Genomic DNA, 20,493 nt, shown 5'->3' with positions numbered 1-20,493 from the left:
AACATCCATGTTCAAGAACCGGTCATCCATGACCGGACTGTTAAAACCAGCCAAATCAGGAAAGCTTGGAAAAATCCGGGGCGCGCTTTTCGAAGAAGGCCGTAGCGGCCTCCTTGAATTCGGCGGTGCGCAGACGGCGGGCGAAGTGGCCCGCTTCCTCGACGATGCGCTCCGGCACGGAACCGGCAGCGGATTTGAGCAATTGCTTGGTCAGCAGCAGGGCGGCCGGCGCCTTGGCGGCGAGCTTGCGCGCCACGCCCCGCGCGGCCTCCTGCAATTCGGCCAACGGCACCATGCGGTTGACCAGGCCCAGGCGCTGGGCGGTGGCGGCGTCGACCGGTTCGCCCAGCAGGGTCAGTTCGGCCGCCTGGTGGTAGCCGATGCGCTGCGGCAACAGCAGGGTGCTGCCGAACTCCGGCACCAGGCCGAGGTTGATGAAGGGGAAGGACAGGCGGGCGTTGTCGGCGGCCAGCACCAGGTCGCAATGCAGCAGCAGGGTGGCGCCGACGCCCACCGCCGGCCCCTGCACCGCCGCCACCACGATCTTGCGGGTGGTGGACAGCGCGCGCATGAAGCGCATCACCGGGCCGGCGTCGGCCTTGTCGTCGAGGTCCGGGGGGTTCTGCATGAAATCCTGCAGGTCGTTGCCGGCGCTGAAGGCTCCGCCCTCGCCGCTCAACAGGATCACGCGGACCGAGGCGTCGGCCTCGGCGCGCTCCAGGGCTTCGACGATGCCGGCGTACATGGCCTCGGTGAAGGCGTTCTTCTTGTCGGCGCGGTTGAAGCGGATTTCGAGCACGCCGGCGGCGGCGCTGACCAGGATGTTGTCGGACATGACGGTGTGTTTGGATGCCAAGCGGGCTGAAAGATGCGGGGAGTAGCTTAGCCTTGGCCGGGAAAAAATGCGGCTTACCCCGGCATGAAGCATGCGAAGCAGTGACGGGCCTGGAAGCAATTCTTTACCCGGCAAAGGCGAACCAGGTCGCGGTTGGTTCGGTCTATGAGCCGTAAAATATTGCTGATGTAGCTGATCATTCAGCAGTTCATTTGTCGGTCCAGGCCCCAAGGACGGGAGGGCAAGATGACGGATCCTGTTTTCCTCGCGCGGTTGCTGGCGGCTTCGCTGGTCGCGGTGGCGCTGGCACTCAGCGCCATCAATACCGGCGACGGTGCCGAGCAGGCCGGCCACCAGGCTGTGCACGCCATCAGCACCGTCGTTCGCTGAACCCGCTTACTGGGTCAGCGCCACGCGCAGCTCGCGCGTGTCGGCCCGTCCGTGATCGTCCACCACCCTGAGCTGGAAGCTGCCGCCGCCGGGCGGCGTCCATTGCAGGGTCGCGCCCGGGCCGGTGGCGGCGACGAAGCTGTCTCCCACGAACCAGTACATCGAACGCACGTCGGCGTCGGCGTTGGCAGTGAGCGGCACCGACTCGCGGCCCAGACGGGCGGCGCGCAGGGTGTAGGTGGCGCCGGTCATCGGTGAGGTGATGGCGGGCGGTGCGCCCGCGGCGCCGATGGCGCCGGAACACTCCCCGGCGGGCGGGGGACGGCGGCGCGGCATGCCGGCCTGGGCGAACAGGCGCTGCAGATCGGACGGCCAGAATTCGTAGACCTCGCCGTGCAGCTGTTCCGGCGGATCGCCCGGACAGGCCTGGCGGCCGGTGCGCAGGTTGACCAGCACGCGGCGGTGCACGGTGCTGAGGCGGATCGGCGACTTGCCGGGGATGAACCAGGTGCTGCTCTTCTGCGGGCATTCGGCATTGGGCAGGTCGCCGGAGGCGGTGCAGACCTCGACCCGTACCAGGTTGGAGGGTACGCGCCAGGCCGGTTCTTTCAGGCCGGGCTGCTGCGCCTGCACGCCGTCGACGATCTCGAAGAACAGCGGCGCCGCGGCCTGCACGCCGACGAAGGCGGGATTGCTGCTGCCGTCGAAGTTGCCGACCCAGACCACCAGCACATAAGGCCCGAACAGGCCGGCGGACCAGGCGTCGCGGAAGCCCCAGGAGGTGCCGGTCTTCCAGGCCACCGGCAGGCGCGCGGCGCCCTGGGCCATGACCTCGTCCGGGCGCGGATTGTCCTTGAGGATGTCGCGCACCATGAAGCTGGATTCCTCGGACAGCAGGCGCATGCCGCTGTCCTGCGGGTCCTCCTGGCGATAGCGCAGCTCGTGCAGCACGCCGCGGTTGGCCAGCATGGCGTAGAGCCGGGCCATCTCCTCCATGGTCACTTCGCCGCCGCCCAGGGTCAGGGCCAGGCCGTAGTGTTCGCGGCTGGCCATGCGCGAGACGCCGGCGAGCTTGAGGAAGTCGTAGAGATCCGGCTGCGACAGGCGCGAGGCCAGGGTCACGGCCGGGATGTTGCGCGAGCGGATCAGGGCGTCGTGGGCGGTGATGGGACCGACGAAGCTGCCGTCGAAGTTCTCCGGCGAGAAGGGGCCGAAGGCGGCGGGCGCGTCCTTCAGCACCGATTGGGGGTGGATCAGGCCTTGGTCCATGGCCAGGGCGTAGAGGAAGGGCTTCAGCGCCGAACCGGGCGAGCGCTTGGCGAAGGCGCCGTTGACCTGGCCGCCGATGTCGCCGTTGAAGAAGTCAGCCGAGCCGACCAGGGCCTTCACCGACAGGTCGCGCGCGTCCACCAGCATGGCGGAGGCGTTGACGATGCCGATGCGCGACTGGCGCTTGACGTAGCTGCGCACGCGCTCTTCCAGCAGGCGCTGCAGGCCCGAGTCCAGGGTGGTGCGGATGACCTCGCCATGCCCCGGCTGGGCCAGCAGGGCGTTGCTCAGGTGCGGAGCGGCGAAGGGCAGCTGGTCCAGGCCCCGGAAATGCAGGGGCGGCGGCATCAGCTCGGCCACCGCATGCGCCTGCGGATGCTGCTGCGCCCAGCTGTCGAAGAGGCGCAGGCGGGCGGCGCGCAGGCCGGGCGGTTCCTCGCCATCCGGGCTACGCGCCGCCGGCGACTGCGGGATCAGCACCAGGGACAGGGCTTCGGGCAGGCTCAGGTGGTCCGGGGTCTTGCCGAAGTAGACCAGGCTGGCGGCACCGACACCCTGGATGTTCTGGCCGTAGGGCAGCAGGTTGATCTCGGCTTCGAGGATGTCGTGCTTGGAGTAGCGCAACTCCAGCCACAGGGCGTCCACGATCTGGCGAAGCTTCCCGGCGGGGGTGCGGGTGTTGAGACCGTAGAGCAGGCGCGCCAGCTGCATGGTGATGGTGGAGGCGCCCTGGCGCGCGCCGCCGCTGTAGGTTTCGACCACGGCGCGCAGCAGGGCCGGCGGGTTGACGCCGGGGTGCCAGCGGAAGTGCCGGTCCTCGTGCAGCAGCAGGGCCTGGGTAAAGGTGGGCGCCACGTCCTCGAGCGGGGTCCACAGACGGTACTGCTGGTCGCCGGCCAGGGTCAGGCGCAGCAGGCGGCCGTCGGCGTCGAAGACAGCGGTGGAGCTGGCGATCTGCTGCCGCAGGGTCTGGTGGGGCCAGAGGCGCAGGGCCGTGGCGAGGGCGAGGAGGCAGCAGGCGACGAGGGCGTAGCGGTGCAGGCGGTGCTTGGGCTTCTGGTTTGGGGATGGGGGCGGCGATGGAGATTGAGTCGCCGCGTCGAGTGCGCGGCCCTCTCCCCTGCCCCTCTCCCGCGAGCGGGAGAGGGGAAACCATCGACCTATGATTGCCGCGAGCTTCACTGCATTGCCCTACGGGGCGATCACCGTGATGCTGCCGGCGGTGGACTGGGCCTGGATGGTGCGGTCGTACATGGCCTCGCCGTAGGCGGGCGGCACGGTGAAGGTGCCGGTGTTGGTGGCCTTGATGCGGTAGGTCAGCTCGCCGACGCCGGTGCCGATGTTGCCGTAGGCCACCACGCGGTCCTCGCGCAGGTCGGCGTAGTCGGGGAAGGCCGGCGGGTGGGTCCAGAAGAACCAGCAGCCGCAGTCGGGTTGTGCGGCTGCGTCGCCCTCGCCTTCTCCCTCGGCCTGGTTGGCGTCCGCGTCCGACGCGTTCGAGCCATCCGCGGCCGCTCCGTCCGGACTGGCCCCTTGCATCGGCTGCTGCGCCTGGTCGGTACGCGGCAGTACGATCTCGAAGCCGCCCGGCAGCAGGTCGACCAGCACGCCGTTGCTGAAGGCCTTGTTGTTGGTGGCGCGGAACTTGACGTGCACCACCAGCTCCTGGCCCAGCTTGACGGTGGTCAGCGGCTTGCCGTCGGCGTCGGTGTACTCGCGCAGGATTTCGAAGCCCTGGCTGATCGCCTTCTGCGGCGGGGCGCGGTCGAAGCCCGATTCGTCCACCTCGTAGTAGGCGCGGACGTCGGCATCGTTGCCGAAGCGCAGCTTTGTGGCCAGGGCGTCGAAAGGCGCCTTGGGCAGGATGCCATCGGGCAGGGGCAGCGGCTTGGCGCTGCCGTCCTTCAGGACCTCGGCGATGGACAGCTTGCCGGCGGCGGCGGTGCCGACGGTGGCGGCGTACTGGTCCAGGGCCAGGATGGTTTCGGCCGAGGACAGGGTCTGGTAGTCGCCGTGGCCGATGCGCTGCACCAGGGTATCCAGGAAATCCGCCGGCAGGGCCTTGGCGCGGTCCGGGAAGTGGCGCGCCAGCAGGTAGAGCAGTTCGGCGTCCACCGCCATCGGCGAATGCCAGGCGTCGTAGGACTGCATCACGCCCAGCTTGACCTTGGCGATGGTCTTGTCGGCCAGGTGCTTCTGTTTCATCAGCTGGTAGGCCGAAGCGAGGTAGGCGGCGGTGATGTCCTGCGGCCAGTCCTTGTAGCGCTCGTCGAGCCGGCCCTGCAGCGCGGCGGCCTCGTTGGCCATGACATTGCCCTGCCGGGTCAGCAGGTAGATGGCGTAGGCGGTGTCGCGCTCCTCATCGAGATTGTCGCCGTCGCGGGCGGCGAGCTGGCGCAGGTAGTCGTTGCCGTGGTTGAGCAGGTCCTGCGGCACGGACTGGCCGCGTTCACCGGCTTCCAGCAGCACCTGCTGGGCGTAGAGCGAGACGAACTCGACCACGTTGGAATTACCGCCGGGCCAGTAACGGTAGGAGCCATCCCCGGTCTGGCGCGCGCGCAGCTCGGCGATGAGTCCGGGCAGGTCCGCGCCCTGGAGCGCCTTGACGTAGCCGAACTCGGGCCGGTTGCCCAGGACGATGGCGGGCATGGCCATGCTGGCCAGCTGCTCGGTGCAGTCGTAGGGGTAGTTGCCGAGGTAGCTGACCAGGCCGTGGCTCAGGCCCAGGGGCAGCACCGACACGCCGGCCTCGGCCTTGCGGTATTCCGGGTAGAGATTGCGCGTCACCGGCACGTCCTGGCTGCTGCGGGTGAAGCTGCCGGCGCTGAGCCGCGTTTGATAGGGCGTGACCGGGCGCACCGACATGGTTGCGGCGATCTGGGCACTCTTGTCCTTGAACGCGGCGTGGAACTGCAGCGTGGCCGAGCCGAGCTGGTCGCGCGCCTTGATCTTGAAGTGGGCGGACGATTCATGCATCTCGGTGATGTTGAGGGTCTGCTGCCTGTCGCCGAGCACTTCGAGCTGGCTCGAGGGATCGACGCTGACCACGATGGGCGCCTCGGCACCGCTGCCCTTGACGTTGTTGGCGACGCCGACGCTGACGTCGAAGATATCGCCCGGCGAAACCGTGGTCGGCGCGTTGGGCGAGAGCACGAAGTCGCCGCGCACGGTGGTCTTGCCCTCGGCTGTGCCGATGGCGTCGTCGGCCACCGCCACCGCCATCACGCGCAGGCTGCCGTTGAAGTAGTCCGGCACCTCGTAATCCACTTCACGCGCGGTCTGGTCGGCGTCGATGATGCCGGACCAGTAGGCGACGGGCTTGTCGGTCTTGCGCTTGAACGGGTTGAGATGCCGGCCGAGGGCGCCCTCGGCGTCGCCGCCGGGAGCGGCCATGGCGGCGTCGTGAAGGAACTCGGGCAGGATCTGGTCGAGGATCTGCAGGGTGCGCACGTCGAGCGAGCGCTTCTGGAAAAACCAGGCCAGGGGATTGGGCGTCTTGTAGCGCGCCACCTGGAGGATGCCCTCGTCGATGGCGAAGATGACGATGCGCGCCGGGCGGTCGGTGCTGTAGTGGATGGCCAGGCGCTGGCCGGGCTTGACCAGTTCGGCCTGCTGCAGGGTGACGTGGGCGGTGCGATGGTCCAGCGCCACCGAGAACGGCTGCACGCCGTAGGACAGGGGGCTGGTGTAGATCTCGTCCGAGCCCGGATCGCGGATGAAGCTGACGCTGACGTAGGCATTGCCGTCGATGCCGTCGGGCAGCTTGATGTGCTGCACCGAGCTGGTGGTGTCGGCCTTGAACCACTTGTAGCTGTAGACCTTGTCGCGCTCGATGGTGATGAGGCCGGCGCCGGTGTAGGGCGCCTGCACCTGCATCGAAATGTCGTCGCCGGGGGCGTAGTCCTTGCGGTCCAGGGTCAGCTGCAACTCGGCGTTCTTGTCGAGGCGGCCGGCGAGGTTGGCGGCGCCGGCGACGCTGTAGTCGATGCGGGCGTATTGCTGGCCCGCGGCATCCTGCACGACGTAGCTGAAGCTGCCGGGGGTATGGGTGTCCAGCGCCAGCTGGGTGCCGGCGGCGGGGATGCTGTACGGGTCCTCGCCCAGGGTGACTTCCTTGAGCTTGGAGACGTACTTGTAGGTGCCGCTGTCGAGCTTGGTGAGGATGGAGACGTAGCGGCGCTCGATGCGCAGCAGCTTGAGGTCCTTGACCTCGGTCTTCTTGGCCTGGGGGTTGATGGCGAGGAGGTCGACCTTGCGCGCGCTGTCGTGCGCGACGTAGCCGAGGTCGCCATCCGCTTTCCAGCCCACCAGGTAAGGCAGGTTCGAGACCAGCTGTGCGGTTTCCGCGGCGACGCCGCGGCCGCCGTCGGCTTCGAAGCCTTCGGCCACGAGGTGCAGGCGGTAGGTGGCGCGGGTGAAGCGCTGGAGGTTCAGGTCGAAGGAGGCGCCGCCCTTGTCGTCGGTCTTGGTTTCGGCAAGCTGGTCGTTGAAGCCTTCCTTGGCGGCCTGCGGATCGTAGAACTGGTAGCCGCCGTAGGCCGGGAACGCGGGGAAGCTGGGCGAGAGGATCATCTGCGCGGTGACGCGGCGGTTCTGCGCCGGGGTGCCGAACAGATTCTGCAGGTCGACGCTGGCCTTGAGCTGGTCAGGCGAAACCCAGCCTTCTGTGCTTTCAGCCGAGAGGTGAGCAGTCATGCGCAGGCGGTCAGGCAGGAATTCCTGCACCTTGACGGTGATGGAGCCGATGGCGTCCTCGCGGCCCTCGTTCTTGATGATGGCCAGCGAAATCGCGTATTCGCCGGTGGGGGCGGTGTCGCGCGTGGCGTAGCGGATGTCCTCGAAGCCGGCGGCGGAGAGGCGGATGGAATCGCGCTTGACCACGGTGCCGCGCGGGTCGGTGATCTGCACACGCAGGGGCACGCCGGCCAGGGACTTGGCCCAATCCTGCGCCTTGACGATGGCACCCACGCGGATCTCGTCGCCGGGGCGGTAAATGCCGCGGTCGGAGAAGAGGAAGGCGCTGAGGCGGCCGCTGTCGGCGGAGTTGCTGACGCCGCCGATGTCGAAGCGGGACAGGTCCAGCTCGCGGTCGCCGCGGCCGATGGGGAGGAAGCTGCTGTCGCCGTTCTTGCGGGCGAGGTACAGCACCGGCTCGTGTTCGCGCTTGAAGTTCTTCAGGTCGGCGAAGCGGGCGTGGCCGTCGGCGTCGGTGGTCTGGGTCTGCACCGCCTCGCCGTTCTTGCCCAGCACGGACAGGCTGACGCCGCCCACCGGTTCGCCGCTGTGGATGGACTGGACGAACAGGTCCTGCGAGCCGTCGACGGCCCGCTTCACCAGGATGCCGAGGTCGCTGACGACGATCATGCGCTGGTCGCTGGACTGGCTCCAGGTCTGCGGCGCGGGGGCAGCGTCGCTCTCCTGAGCATCGTCGCCCTCGCCTTCGGGCTGGTCCGGCGCCGGGGCTGCATCCTCGCCATCGCTGCCAAGTACTTTCTTGGTATCCGGATCGTAGGCGCGCACGCGCAGCAGGAAGACGCCGCGGCGGTCGGCGCCGTCCTTGTTGAGGTATTCGCCGAGGTCGACGGGCTCGTAGTGCGCGGTGCCGGGCTTGAGCTTGGGCAGGCGCAGGATTTTGGTGAAGCGCTCGGTGATGTTGCTCTCGTCAAAGCTCCAGCCGGCCTTGAACTGGGGATTGCGGAAATCGCCGCTGGTCTGGGTGACAAGGTGTTGCAACTGGTCCGGCAGCAGGCGGGCGATCTCCACCTGCAGGCCGGGCACATCACGGGTGAAGACGGTGATCTTCTTGGCCCCGGACATCGCCAGGAGCGAGCCTTCGTGGGCGATGCGCAGCTCGCGGGGGAATTCCGGGACCTGCAGGGTCTGGGTGTATTGCTTGCCCAGGCTGTAACCGCCGAAGGATTTGAGGCCCTTGTCGACCTGGATGTAGACGTAGCGCCCGGGATCGGCCTGGTAGCCGAAGCTGTGCAACTCGACGTGCTCCTGCTCGTTGGGGGTGTAGCTCAGGGCCAGGGGTTCGGCGGCCTTGAGCAGCTCGGGCGTGATGTTCTTGCCGTCCCAGGCGAAGGGCAGCTTGCGGCCCTTGTGCTGTTCATCCCATTTCTTCTGCTGGTCCGGGTCGGGGCTGCGCAGGGGCAGCAGCCAGGCTTTGACCTTGGCGGTGATTTCCTTTTCGGTGACGGAATAGCTGGTGTGCAGGAGCACGATCTGGCGCGGGTCGTCGTGCTGGTCGCGGGCGATGTCCAGGCCCAGGTCGGACACTTCGAGGGCGAACTGGCCGGGAACGACGGTGCTGGAGGTGAGGGCGTCGGCGGTCTTGTTGCTGCCGTGCGCGGCGCGCAAGCCGGCGCCGATCTCGACCGCCAGGCGGCCCTGCTTGGCCGGCACGGCGAGCTGCTCGGAGTGGATGAAGGCGTGCAGCTTGTATTTGTCGTACTGGACGGTGAAGGCGGGCTTGCCGACCGGCTCTTCCTCGGTGTCGGTGACCTTGTTGTACAGGGCCAGCTTGATGCGGCTTTCGAAGTCGGCGGTGTCCGCCGGGTGGGAGAAATCGACGGTCACCACCACTTTCTTGTCGTTGACGTTGACCGGGTCCTGGTAGAACTCGGTGCTGCCGATCTTGGCGCTGAACGGCACGGTGGGGAACTTGAGGTGGTAGTCCTTGAGGTGGACGTGGGCGGCGGCGAAGCCGTGCTTGCTGAACGAGACCTCATAGGACTGGCCGATGGGCCAGTCGGCGCCGGGCAGGAACTTGAGGGTCTTGTCGTCTTCCCAGGTCCACACGCCTTCGATGGCCGGGGAGATGCCGATGCCACCGGCCTTGGGGTCGACGGCCTTGCCGGACGACTGCAGGGGGGCGACGGAACCAGAGAAGCGCACGTAGAGGGGCTTGGGGCCGTTGTAGGGGGCGTCGCAGTCGTAGCAGGTGGCGGGCGGAGCTTCGACGGTGAAGGTGAGTTCGACCGGCTTGGGGCGGTGCTGGTACCAGTGCCAGCCGTATACACCGGCCGCGACCAGGGCCAGGCAGAGTACGGCGATGGAGGCGCCGCGCAGGGGGTGGCTGCGTAGCCACAAGGCAAGACCGCTGAGGGCGCTGCGTAGCCGGCTCCACAACCAGGTCAGCCATTTCGGCGGGGTCCACTGCACGTTTCCAAGAAGAATATGCAACAGGCCGCCAAGCACCTGGTCGACGAACGCCAAGGCTACGGACAGACCGCGGACCAACGCCTTCAACCGATCCATCGATGCCCCCTTTTATGCTCTTATAGAGCGCGCCAGATATCGTTATTATCGCGGTTGCACCCGGCAAGATTGTGTCGGATTTGTGCAAAAGCACCAGAATGTTGTGTCTGTCCTTGGAACGATTCGTGAATCGGATATTACCGACGCCTGATCGGAGAACTGATAACCAAGTCTCAAAAACAACCCGCATATGCGTCTGGAACACAAAATAGCCTTCGAGCATGCTGTAGCATTTTTTTGAATTAATGTTTCCAATATTCAAAATAATGATTCTAGAGCACTGTTGCTTCGGGAAACCCGTTTATGCGCAACAAGAAATTTGATATCAGGGAGCATATCGTTTCAAAATTTCCGCCAACTAAGCGGCAAATTTGACAAGCTACACGTGAAAAGCACGGTAGAGCCGTTTAGATTTCGGGCCCAAAACTCAAGGTGGAGGCCCATTGTTCTGACGGCGTTATTGCATTAAATCAGCGCCACTATCGATAAAATGTCACTAGAACTTAATTCCGAAGGCAGCAATATTGGTCGCCCGGAAAGCAAAAAGAAAATATCCGCCAATAGGATTTCCTTTATCTCACTGATGCTTGGATTTTTGGCGCTTTGGCTCGCTTTCTTTATTCTATACCGCACTTTCCCCTATTTAAGTTCCGGATCTTCAGTTGTTTATCGAGCAAAAATTCAACGGGAAATGAACGGCGAGGTTTTTCCCGAAGATACTGATCTAGAGCGCATCTTGATATTCGGTGATAGTAAAGTACTCGCCGGCTTCGTTCCGGATTTATTTGACAACTTGGCGTCTTCGGATGGAATCAGGCTGACATCATACAATTCCGGATACCCGGGTCTTACTACATTTGTTCCTGAATTGACGGGAATGATTAAGCACGGACAGGTACCTAATGTCCTTCTATTAACCAGTCCCTGGAAGGCGGGCTCACAGCATTTCAATCCGTTCAAAATGGTCGAAAACGATCATGATATGGCTGAAGACCTTTTCCCCTTTCGTTATCTAATACGAGATACATTCAGCTTTCTCATAACGAGCCGCGAGCATGGCGGTCCCTGGCGGTTCTATCGCGAATGTCGCGATAACGTTAGAAAAATGGTCCGTGATCGCGGTTACTACTTTATTTCGGAACAAAGCCACTTTACGGGGAACAGCCTTCCGGACAACTTCAAGCTTCCATCCGATCAACCAGACCGCATTCGCAGCAGAAATGGCGACTCTGAAGCCGATGAACTTCACGAATTGAATCAGCTAATCGTTCAGAACGGCATTCATTGTTACTATGTTCCTAGCTATTTGCGCCAAGGCGAGGCAGCTCAGCCACCCGCCGTTGACGAAGCTTTTGCGCAATTGTTGCGTAATCATTCAAAGTGTAATTTGCTTGGACCAGATTATTTTATATACCCCAATAAAATCTTCTCGGACGAAGCACATTTGAACCCTGAGGGTGCTCGTATATATACCGAATCCCTGTACCAACTTCTGTCCAGTTCACTACACCGGGATCGCTGAGCGATGCTTTTCAATAGCTTTCAGTTTCTTTACTTCTTCATTGTCGTTTGGGTTGCATTTCTCGCTATGCGCGGGACTCCGCGAAAGGTGTTCCTGTTGGTCGCCAGCTATTATTTTTATATGTGCTGGAACGCAAAATACATCTTGGTGATTTTGGCAATCACACTGATCGACTACGTTGCGGGCATCCAAATCGAACAAGCAAAAACATCTGGACTGCGTCGAATCTACCTTGGCGTAAGTCTGTTTTGCAACCTTGGGCTGCTTGTAGTTTTTAAGTATTTCAACTTTCTCGCCGGGACAATTTCATCTTTGGCAAGCAATGCCGGAATGGGACTCGACGTTCCACTGTTAAACATCATTCTTCCGGTTGGCCTTTCGTTCCATACTTTCCAAGCAATGAGCTACACCCTCGACCTTTATAAGGGCAAGGTGCCTGCGGAACGCAACTTTCTAAATTATGCGTTGTACGTGGCGTTCTTTCCACAAATGGTCGCGGGCCCCATCGAGCGCCCGAATCAGCTTTTGCCGCAGTTCCATCGTGAGCCCGAAATTACAGCTGAAAAGATCAAGTCAGGCGTTGCTCAGACGCTCTGGGGACTCTTCAAGAAAATGGTAATCGCCGATTCCCTGGCATCTTTTGTAAATATGGTCTACGCCAGTCCTCAGCAATTCAATGGCGTTTACCTATTGTTGGCGACATGCTTTTTCGCCCTGCAAATCTATTGCGATTTTTCCGGGTACAGTGACATCGCCTTGGGCATTGCCCGCATCATGGGCTATGAACTAAGGATCAATTTTCAGCAACCCTACTTCAGCAGATCCATTGGGGAATTTTGGCGTCGCTGGCACATTTCACTATCTTCATGGTTTCGCGACTACGTTTATATTCCCTTGGGGGGAAATCGCGTCAGCAAAAGTCGTCACTATCTGAATCTAATGGCGACCTTCGCGATCAGCGGGCTATGGCATGGTGCTAGCTGGACGTTCGTGATGTGGGGCATTCTGCATGGAAGCTACCAAATTATGTCCCAAATGACTCAGGGACTTCGCAGCAAAGTAAGCCATGTGCTTGGCTTGGAACGATTTCCGAGATTGGTCGCAGTCTTGCAGGTCTTCGTCACCTTTACCCTAGTTACAATCGCATGGGTATTCTTCCGCGCCAGTAGCATCCAGTCTGCCTTTTACATCATCACGCATTTTTTCCCGCTCGGACATTTCGAGTCCGCGACGCTGAGTGTTGGAAAAATTCCGCGAGCAAATACTCCGTTTTTAGCCGTCTTTATCGCTTTGCTATTTGTCGTCGAATGGTTGATCGCCCACCCGTCGAAAATACCGACTATCTGGAGATTCGGTGCGTTTCGTAAAGCATGTTATTACTCATGCGCTTTTTCGCTTGTGTTTTTCGGTGTCTTTGGCCACACGGATTTCATCTATTTCCAGTTTTGACAGTTTTTATAATGAGACAATCGTTTCGCTTGGTTGCATCATCCCTCTCACTTCATAGGTTACATTTACCGGGTAAACAGCAGGGGCACTGGCGGGGGAGCTGAGGTAAGGACGTCGCAAGTGGCAAAACGTGATATTCCGGCTCAGCACTTGAGCAGGCCTGAAATAGTTGTTTTCTCGGCTGCAATTGACAGAATTGTGTCGGTTTTGCGCAAACAAAAGGTGTCGGGATGCTAATGCACTCTTGGAACGATTCGTGGATCAGATTTAAGTTCTCTGGGCTTGAGCAAGCAAACTGACGACCAAATCTCAAAATCCAACCTCTTATATGAGCGCATAACACCAGCGTCCGCCAGTCATGCTGTAACATCTCTCAGATCTAGCATTTTCAAGATTCAAAACAATGAGTTCCCTCCCCTGTTTCAAAGCATATGACATCCGTGGCCGCGTCCCCGAGGAGCTGAATGCTGATATCGCCTTCCGGCTCGGTTGCGCCTTTGCACAGCGCTTTGCGCCCAAGCGCGTGGCGCTAGGCCGGGATGTGCGGCATTCCAGCCTCGATTTGCTCAACGCCCTGGCGCATGGCTTGGTCACGCAGGGAGTGGAAGTGCTCGACCTCGGCCTGTGCGGCACCGAGGAGGTGTATTTCGCGGCCTTCCAGCCCGGCATCCATGGCGGCATCATGGTCACGGCCAGCCACAATCCGATGGATTACAACGGCATGAAGCTGGTCCGCGGCGGCGCTATACCGGTTTCCGGGGATACGGGGCTGCGTGAACTGGAAGCGGTCGTAGCGGCTTCCATCGCCCGATCTCCTACCGGGATCGCCATGCGTACCCCGATCGAGTTGCGCGCGAGCTATGTCGAGCATCTGCTGGATTATGTCGATCCGGACCGGCTCAAGCCGCTGAAGATCGTGGTCAATGCTGGCAATGGCTCGGCCGGCCTGGTGATCGACGCGCTGGAGCCGCGGATGCCGTTCCGCTTCGTCAAGGTGCATCACCAACCGGACGGCTCGTTTCCCAACGGCATTCCCAATCCCCTGCTGCCGGAAAACCGCTCCGCCACCTCGGCCGCGGTGGTGGCGCACCAGGCGGATTTCGGCATCGCCTGGGATGGCGACTTCGACCGTTGCTTCCTGTTCGACGAAACCGGCGCCTTTATCGAGGGCTATTACATCGTCGGCCTGCTGGCCGAGGCGCTGCTGAAGAAGGAGCCCGGCGCCAAGATCATTCACGATCCGCGCCTGACCTGGAACACCATCGATACGGTGACCCAGGCCGGGGGCATTCCAGTGCAGTCCAAGACCGGCCATGCCTTCATCAAGGAACGCATGCGCGCGGAAAACGCCATCTATGGCGGCGAAATGAGCGCTCATCATTATTTCCGCGATTTCGCTTACTGCGACAACGGCAATATTCCCTGGCTGCTGGTGGCCGCGCTGCTGTCCGAAAGTGGCCTGCCGTTATCGCGGTTACTGGCCGAACGCCAGAAGAAATTTCCGGCGTCGGGGGAGATCAATCGCAAGGTTTCCAGCATCGAGGCCGTGCTGGCGAAGATCGAACAGCGCTATGCGCCCAATGCGACGGCCATCGAAAAAGTCGACGGCGTTTCCATCGAATACCCGCAATGGCGCTTCAATCTGCGGGGCTCCAACACGGAACCGGTGTTGCGCCTGAATGTGGAATCCCGCGGCGATGCCAGCCTGATGCACAGCAAAACTCAAGAACTACTCGAATTCATCGATGCCAGCTAATTCTTTTAAGTCCAGGCAAGCGACCATGATTGTCCCCGTTCTGCTGGCGGGAGGTTCCGGCACGCGGCTGTGGCCGCTGTCCCGCGAGGGCTATCCCAAGCAGTTCCTGAAACTGACGGACGAGTGGTCGCTGCTGCAGCATACGGTGCGCCGCGCGGGCGCCCTGGCCGGAGCCACGCCGCCGATCCTGATCTGCAACGAAGCCCATCGATTCCTGGTGGCCGAGCAGCTGCGGCAAGCCGGTGTCGAAGGCGCAGAAATCTTGCTGGAGCCGGAGGCGCGCAATACCGCGCCCGCGGTCGCGATCGCCTGCCTGGTGGCGAAGGAACGTCATGGCGGGGATGCGCTGGTTTTCATCATGGCGGCCGATCACCTGATTGCCGACCTCAGCAGTTTTGTCGCTTCTACCGAGATCGCCGCGAAGGTTGCGGCACATGGCCGGCTCACCACGTTCGGCATCACGCCCCAACGGGTGGAAACCGGTTACGGCTATATCCGCAAGGGCGCGGCGCTGCCGGAAGGCGGCTTCGAGGTCGCTGCATTCGTCGAAAAACCTGACAGCGCCCGCGCCAAGGCATATGTCGATAGCGGCGAATATCTGTGGAACAGCGGCATGTTCCTGTTCAAGGCGCAGAGCTTTCTGGATGAGCTGCAGCACCTCGATCCGGCCATGCTCGAAGCCTGTTCCAAGTCGGTCGCCGACGCCAAGCGCGATCTCGATTTCGTCCGTCTGGATGCCGCGGCTTTCAAAGCAGCACGTTCCGATTCGATCGACTACGCCGTGATGGAAAAGACCGACAAGGCCGCAATCGTCCCGCTGGATGCGGGCTGGGACGATGTGGGCTCTTGGTCCTTCCTGGAAACCCGTGCCCGCGACAGCCGCGGCAACTATTCCCACGGCGACGTCATGCTGGAGGATTCCGACAATACCCTGATCCACAGCGAAAGCCGCTTGGTGGCGGCGCTGGGCCTGAAGGACGTTGTGGTGGTGGAAACCAAGGACGCGGTGCTGGTGACGGATCGCAGCCGCGCGCAGGACGTGAAACGCATCGTGTCGCGCCTGAAAAGCCTGCGCCGGCCGGAAGCTGAAAGCCATACCGTGGTGCATCGTCCCTGGGGCAGCTACGAAACCATCGCCACGGGTAGCCGGTTCCAGGTCAAGCGCATCATCGTCAAGCCGAGGCAGAAGCTCAGCCTGCAGATGCATCACCATCGGGCGGAGCACTGGATTGTGGTCTGCGGCACTGCCCGCGTGACCTGCGGAGATAAGGAATTCCTACTCGCCGAAAACGAATCAACCTATATTCCGCTAGGGTCACAACATCGCCTCGAGAATCCGGGCTCGATTTTGCTGGAGCTCATTGAGGTGCAGTCCGGTGGCTATCTCGGCGAAGACGATATCGTCCGGTTCAATGATGTTTATGGCCGAGCCAGCTGAATAAGGCGTTTAAACAATAAGCGGACTCGGACTAAATAGGCATGCATCATGCGGCTACTTAACGTAATTGGAACACTGAAACCGGAATACGGCGGCCCTGTAGAGGCGCTTCGCCAAATGAATATGGCGCTTCATGAGCTTGGCCATGAATCAGAAGTTCTGACGTTGGATGACCCGGAGGCTCCCTGGATCGCCAGGTTCCCAGGAGTGGTTCATTCACTAGGGCCAAGTTACGGCAAATACCGCTACAACACAAAGCTCATCCCATGGCTGATAAGCAACGGACACAAATACGATGCGCTTGTGGCATGCGGAATTTGGCAGTATCAAAGCCTTGCGATATGGCGCGCCGCTCGCCAAAAAGGATTCAACTACTTCGTATATGTACACGGAGCTCTGGATCCATGGTTCAAACGGGCGTTCCCACTGAAACATTTAAAAAAATGGCTTTACTGGCCATGGGGTGACTATCGTGTATTAAGAGATGCTGGCGCCGTGCTCTTTCTGAGTGATGAAGAGAAGCTGCTGGCTCGAGAGTCATTTTGGCTCTACAAAGCCCGCGAAGCCGTAATCGACAACGGGATATTCAGCCCTGCTGCTGCTCTGGATGCCCAGCGCGATCTGTTTTTTGGCGCTCATCCGGAGACGAGGGGGCGTCGATTGATTCTTTTCATGAGCCGACTCCACGCAAAGAAAGGCTGCGATCTACTGGTAGAAGCCTTTGCGCGAGTCGCGCCAGATGACCCGTCACTTCACTTGGTAATGGCGGGCCCCGATCAGGATGGCTGGAAGAAAGAGCTGGAAGCACTTGCGAAGCGAAGTGGCATTGCGGAACGAATAACTTGGACCGGGATGTTGCACAGCGATATGAAGGAAGGCGCAATGCGCGCAGCGGAGGTCTTTGTGTTGCCTTCGCACTCGGAGAATTTTGGCGTAGTCGTTGTTGAAGCACTTGCGCGCGGGATCCCTGTCCTGATTACAAACAAGGTTAATATTTGGAAGGAAATACAGAGTGATGGCGCGGGACTTGTCGCGGAAGATACTGAGATTGGCGTAACGGAAATGTTGGAACGTTGGCTCAAGATTGACGTTGCGATGCGCGTGCAAATGGCTCAATGTGCCCGCGAATGCTTTGAACGCCGTTTCGACATCAAGAAGTCAGCGGCCAATCTTATTGATGTGATACAAAGATCGATCGCCAATCGTCATGTCGCCACAGGCCACAGTAACCACGCTAAAGGGACCGGTGCATGGTGACGTCAGCAGCAAAACTTTATGCTAAGTTTCAAAAACTGGCCACAATAATAGGACGGCCTCGTTATCTCCGCGCAATGCGATTTGGCGTGGCCGCAGGTGTAGAGCACGCACAAGTGTTAAATGGGATTACCTGCAGCACAGTGGTTGACATCGGAGCGAATCGCGGTCAATTTGCGCTGGTGGCGCGACACTGTTTCCCGGATGCCAATATCATCTCTTTCGAACCGTTATCGCTACCTGCGTCGTTGTTTCGAAAAGTATTTGGAAATGACAAACGCGTTACGCTGCACGAGGCTGCGGTCGGAGTCAGTCACGGTGAAGCGACAATCCATATTTCGCAACGCGATGATTCCTCTTCGCTATTGGCCATCACAGCGATGCAGAATGCGATATTTCCTGGAACAGCCGAGGCCACAACAGCGGTCATTCAGGTTGGTCGCCTGGACGAGTATGTGGCGGACGAGGACTTGCGAGCGCCTGCACTTTTAAAACTTGACGTGCAAGGTTACGAGCTTCAGGCCTTAGTAGGCTGCGAAGATCTACTCAATCAATTTTCTTACGTATATGCGGAATGTTCCTTCGTGGAGCTTTACGAGGGGCAAGCTCTCGCCGACACGATCATTGCATGGTTGAAGGAGCGCGGCCTACATCTTGCTGGTATTTATCACATGAATTATGACCGGTCTGGCCGCTCAATTCAGGCAGATTTTTTGTTTGCGCGCAGGGAAAAGGATCTGCTGTCCGACAAGTCCAGGTAACATAGAGAAATTTTCGGTCGGGTGCTTGCTGGATAAATAAATATAGGCAGCTCTTTCATATTCCGCACTGCCTTTATTTTTTGCGTTGAAGATTTCGGAACAGTCATCGCTATGCATCTATTGGAAAAACTGACTGAACTGAGACGGCGTCCGCTTTTTTCAAAAGTGCTAGTCAATACTGGCTGGATGATCGCCGATAAAGTCTTGCGCCTTGGTGTAGGCCTTCTGGTAACGGTCAAAATTGCCCGCTATCTCGGCCCCGAGCAATTCGGCAAATGGAACTACGCGATCGCCTTCGCGACACTGTTTGGAAGTTTTGCGACCCTCGGCCTGGATACCATTATCGTCCGCGATCTTGTTCGCACCCCTGCCAAAGTCAATCAGATTCTCGGCACTGCATTTGCATTGAAGCTAATCGCCGCATTAACTGCCGTTCTCATAGTTACTTTGAGCATTGCCGTTCTCAAGCCGAATGACATCGAGCTAATATTGCTCGTAATGCTCTCCGCAACAGCGTTTATATTTCAAGCCACGAACATTGTCGATTTCTATTTCCAAGCCAGTATAAAAAGCAAGTACAGCGTACTGGCTCAGAATGCTGCTTTTTTGATTATGGCGGTGATAAAGCTGACACTCCTGATCAACCACGCAACACTTATTCAGTTTGCAATAGCCACGCTAGCCGAAGCCGCACTGACCGCTATATTCATGCTCTGGGCATTTTTCTTAAAGGGCGATCCCATCAGACAGTGGAGTTTTGATCGGGTTTATGCCTTTCAAATCCTGAAGGATGGATCTCCCCAAATCCTTGCTGGTCTAGCGGTCACGGTTTACTACAAGATCGGCTTGATCATGATTGGCGAAATACTGGGAGATAAGGCGGTAGGCATCTACAGCGCCGCTACAAGGATCAGCGAGGTGTGGTACTTCGTGCCAATGTCGATCGCTGCCTCGGTCTTCCCAATCTTTGTGAAGAAGCGAGAATATTCAGAAAAAGACTACCTAGTCGATACACAGAAGTTCTACACAATCATGTTCCTACTAGCGTTTGTCGTTGCATTGATCACAACGGCGATCGGACCAAGCATCATCAACCTGCTCTATGGCTCTAGATACGAAGGCGCTGCTTCAATACTAGTGCTTCATATTTGGGCCGGACTGTTTGTCTGTCTTGGACTCGCAAGCGGCTCCACACTTACCATTCAGGGATTGCAAAAATATAATTTTTATCGGACCTTGATCGGGTGCGTTTCCAATGTTGCATTGAATTTTCTATTGATTCCATCGTATGGAGGTGTCGGAGCCGCTGCAGCAACTGTTCTGTCATATGGCATATCGATTTTTTCGATCGGCCTATTTCCGGCTGGCCGCGAGACTTTTTTAATGTTGGTTAAGTCATTCAATATTTTTAGTGTCCTGGTGCCAGCTCGCGTAAGTTGATTCCATGCCGCATCCCATAACTTGGACCATGCACCGACTCAGATGAAAAGCCAAAGGCATACAAATGTTGAGATTTATTCGTAGGCTAGGAGTTGCACTTCTCGAGCCGTGGCGCTACGCCAATCGATGGGCCAGAAAAAGCTACGCTCAAGAAGGTGAGGATCTTGTTGTTGATCGCTTGTTTGATGGGCATTCGAGGGGATTCTATGTAGATATAGGTGCACACCATCCTTTTAGGTTCTCGAATACATTCTTTTTTTATCGTAAAGGGTGGAAGGGAATCTGCGTTGACCCATTACCGGGTACGCTCCAAATTTTTAATAAATACCGCCCGAAGGATATTTTCATTCAAGCCGGCATTTCCATGCAGGCAACGACATTAACGTATTTCATGTTTAACGAGCCCGCGCTAAATACATTTGATGCTGAAATTGCAAAAAAGCGAAATGGGCTAAGCAACAATAAAATAGTTGACGCTATAGAAGTAGAAACAGTCCGATTATCCTCAGTTCTTGAAGCCAATCTCGGCAAAAACCAGAAAATAGACATCCTCTCAATTGACGTTGAGGGCCTAGATCTCGAAGTTCTAAAGTCTAATGATTGGAATAAATATAAGCCAGAATGTGTAATCGTTGAGTGTCTAAAGACTAATCTTGAGAATCTATTGAGTGATCCGGTTTTTCTTTACCTCAACAGCATGGAGTACGAAATTTATGCAAAAACTGGTAATAGCGTCATTTTTGTAAAACGAGGCATGACCACTTTAAAACTCACTTCTGCAACAACCTAAGCCAATGCACTCACTCTATGTCGTTCTTTTCTCTGGTTCGGCGCCGCGCTGAAAATAGCCATACCTGTTTGGATAAATTCATACCCGACTTCAGTGTAAATATATTGAAGTATTACGCAGTTAGGATATGTAAATAAGATTTTGCCTAAGCTCCGGACGGATTTTTCGGCCGCTTAGATAGTGGGAGCTTTTGGACATTAACACCACTCAAAGTTCAATATGATGTTATTTTCAAGCCGACTCCTATTGTGCGCCTCTTTTTGCATTGTCCTCGTAGGCTGCGGAAGTGGCTCTGGTTCATCTAGCTCTGGTTCATCTAGCTCTGGTTC

Annotated in this window: 12 protein-coding genes; 9 read left to right on the top strand and 3 right to left on the bottom strand. The window is 59.0% G+C overall.

Annotation, left to right across the window (positions count from 1 at the left end):
• Positions 1-55: 55 nt before the first annotated feature.
• On the bottom strand, positions 56-835 hold the full coding sequence (locus BP26_RS0100050; protein WP_029918535.1) for an enoyl-CoA hydratase: 780 nt from the start codon (positions 833-835) through the stop codon (positions 56-58).
• Positions 836-1,081: 246 nt separating this feature from the next.
• On the opposite strand from BP26_RS0100050, the gene BP26_RS29100 reads away from it, so the two are divergent.
• On the top strand, positions 1,082-1,225 hold the full coding sequence (locus BP26_RS29100) for a hypothetical protein (RefSeq protein WP_157572279.1): 144 nt from the start codon (positions 1,082-1,084) through the stop codon (positions 1,223-1,225).
• A gap of 6 nt (positions 1,226-1,231) precedes the next feature.
• Here BP26_RS29100 and pbpC read toward each other — a convergent pair whose 3' ends face one another.
• Both pbpC and BP26_RS0100035 read right to left on the bottom strand, forming a co-directional pair.
• The gene (gene pbpC / locus BP26_RS0100040; RefSeq protein WP_029918534.1) at positions 1,232-3,535 is read right to left on the bottom strand and encodes a penicillin-binding protein 1C; all 2,304 of its coding nucleotides are present in this window, start codon (positions 3,533-3,535) and stop codon (positions 1,232-1,234) included.
• Between the two features lie 150 nt (positions 3,536-3,685).
• The gene (locus tag BP26_RS0100035; RefSeq protein ID WP_029918533.1) at positions 3,686-9,754 is read right to left on the bottom strand and encodes an alpha-2-macroglobulin family protein; all 6,069 of its coding nucleotides are present in this window, start codon (positions 9,752-9,754) and stop codon (positions 3,686-3,688) included.
• Positions 9,755-10,244: 490 nt separating this feature from the next.
• Between BP26_RS0100035 and BP26_RS29095 the strand changes: the two genes are divergently transcribed.
• The 8 genes from BP26_RS29095 (at position 10,245) to BP26_RS28155 (ending at position 20,164) form a co-directional block, all read left to right on the top strand.
• On the top strand, positions 10,245-11,276 hold the full coding sequence (locus BP26_RS29095; RefSeq protein WP_157572278.1) for a hypothetical protein: 1,032 nt from the start codon (positions 10,245-10,247) through the stop codon (positions 11,274-11,276).
• Positions 11,277-11,279: 3 nt separating this feature from the next.
• Complete coding sequence (locus BP26_RS0100030) at positions 11,280-12,725, top strand: MBOAT family O-acyltransferase (protein ID WP_029918532.1); 1,446 nt, start codon at positions 11,280-11,282, stop codon at positions 12,723-12,725.
• 403 nt (positions 12,726-13,128) lie between these two features.
• Positions 13,129-14,481, top strand: a complete 1,353-nt coding sequence (locus BP26_RS0100025) for a phosphohexomutase domain-containing protein (protein WP_029918531.1) — start codon at positions 13,129-13,131, stop codon at positions 14,479-14,481.
• A 25-nt stretch (positions 14,482-14,506) separates the two neighbouring features.
• The gene (locus BP26_RS0100020) at positions 14,507-15,919 is read left to right on the top strand and encodes a mannose-1-phosphate guanylyltransferase/mannose-6-phosphate isomerase (protein WP_029918530.1); all 1,413 of its coding nucleotides are present in this window, start codon (positions 14,507-14,509) and stop codon (positions 15,917-15,919) included.
• 48 nt (positions 15,920-15,967) lie between these two features.
• The gene (locus tag BP26_RS0100015) at positions 15,968-17,176 is read left to right on the top strand and encodes a glycosyltransferase (protein WP_051747904.1); all 1,209 of its coding nucleotides are present in this window, start codon (positions 15,968-15,970) and stop codon (positions 17,174-17,176) included.
• The gene (locus tag BP26_RS0100010) at positions 17,170-17,934 is read left to right on the top strand and encodes an FkbM family methyltransferase (protein ID WP_029918528.1); all 765 of its coding nucleotides are present in this window, start codon (positions 17,170-17,172) and stop codon (positions 17,932-17,934) included. Before BP26_RS0100015 ends, BP26_RS0100010 begins: the two co-directional genes overlap by 7 nt.
• A gap of 111 nt (positions 17,935-18,045) precedes the next feature.
• Positions 18,046-19,374 (top strand): flippase, encoded by a 1,329-nt coding sequence (locus tag BP26_RS0100005; RefSeq protein ID WP_036515724.1) that lies wholly within the window; start codon positions 18,046-18,048, stop codon positions 19,372-19,374.
• A gap of 64 nt (positions 19,375-19,438) precedes the next feature.
• On the top strand, positions 19,439-20,164 hold the full coding sequence (locus tag BP26_RS28155) for an FkbM family methyltransferase (protein ID WP_084182646.1): 726 nt from the start codon (positions 19,439-19,441) through the stop codon (positions 20,162-20,164).
• Positions 20,165-20,493 lie beyond the last annotated feature (329 nt).

Origin of the sequence: Nevskia soli DSM 19509, assembly GCF_000711955.1 — a bacterium.
GTDB lineage: Bacteria > Pseudomonadota > Gammaproteobacteria > Nevskiales > Nevskiaceae > Nevskia > Nevskia soli.
Note: the sequence above shows the minus strand (reverse complement) of the source record. Positions and strands in the feature narration are given on the sequence as shown.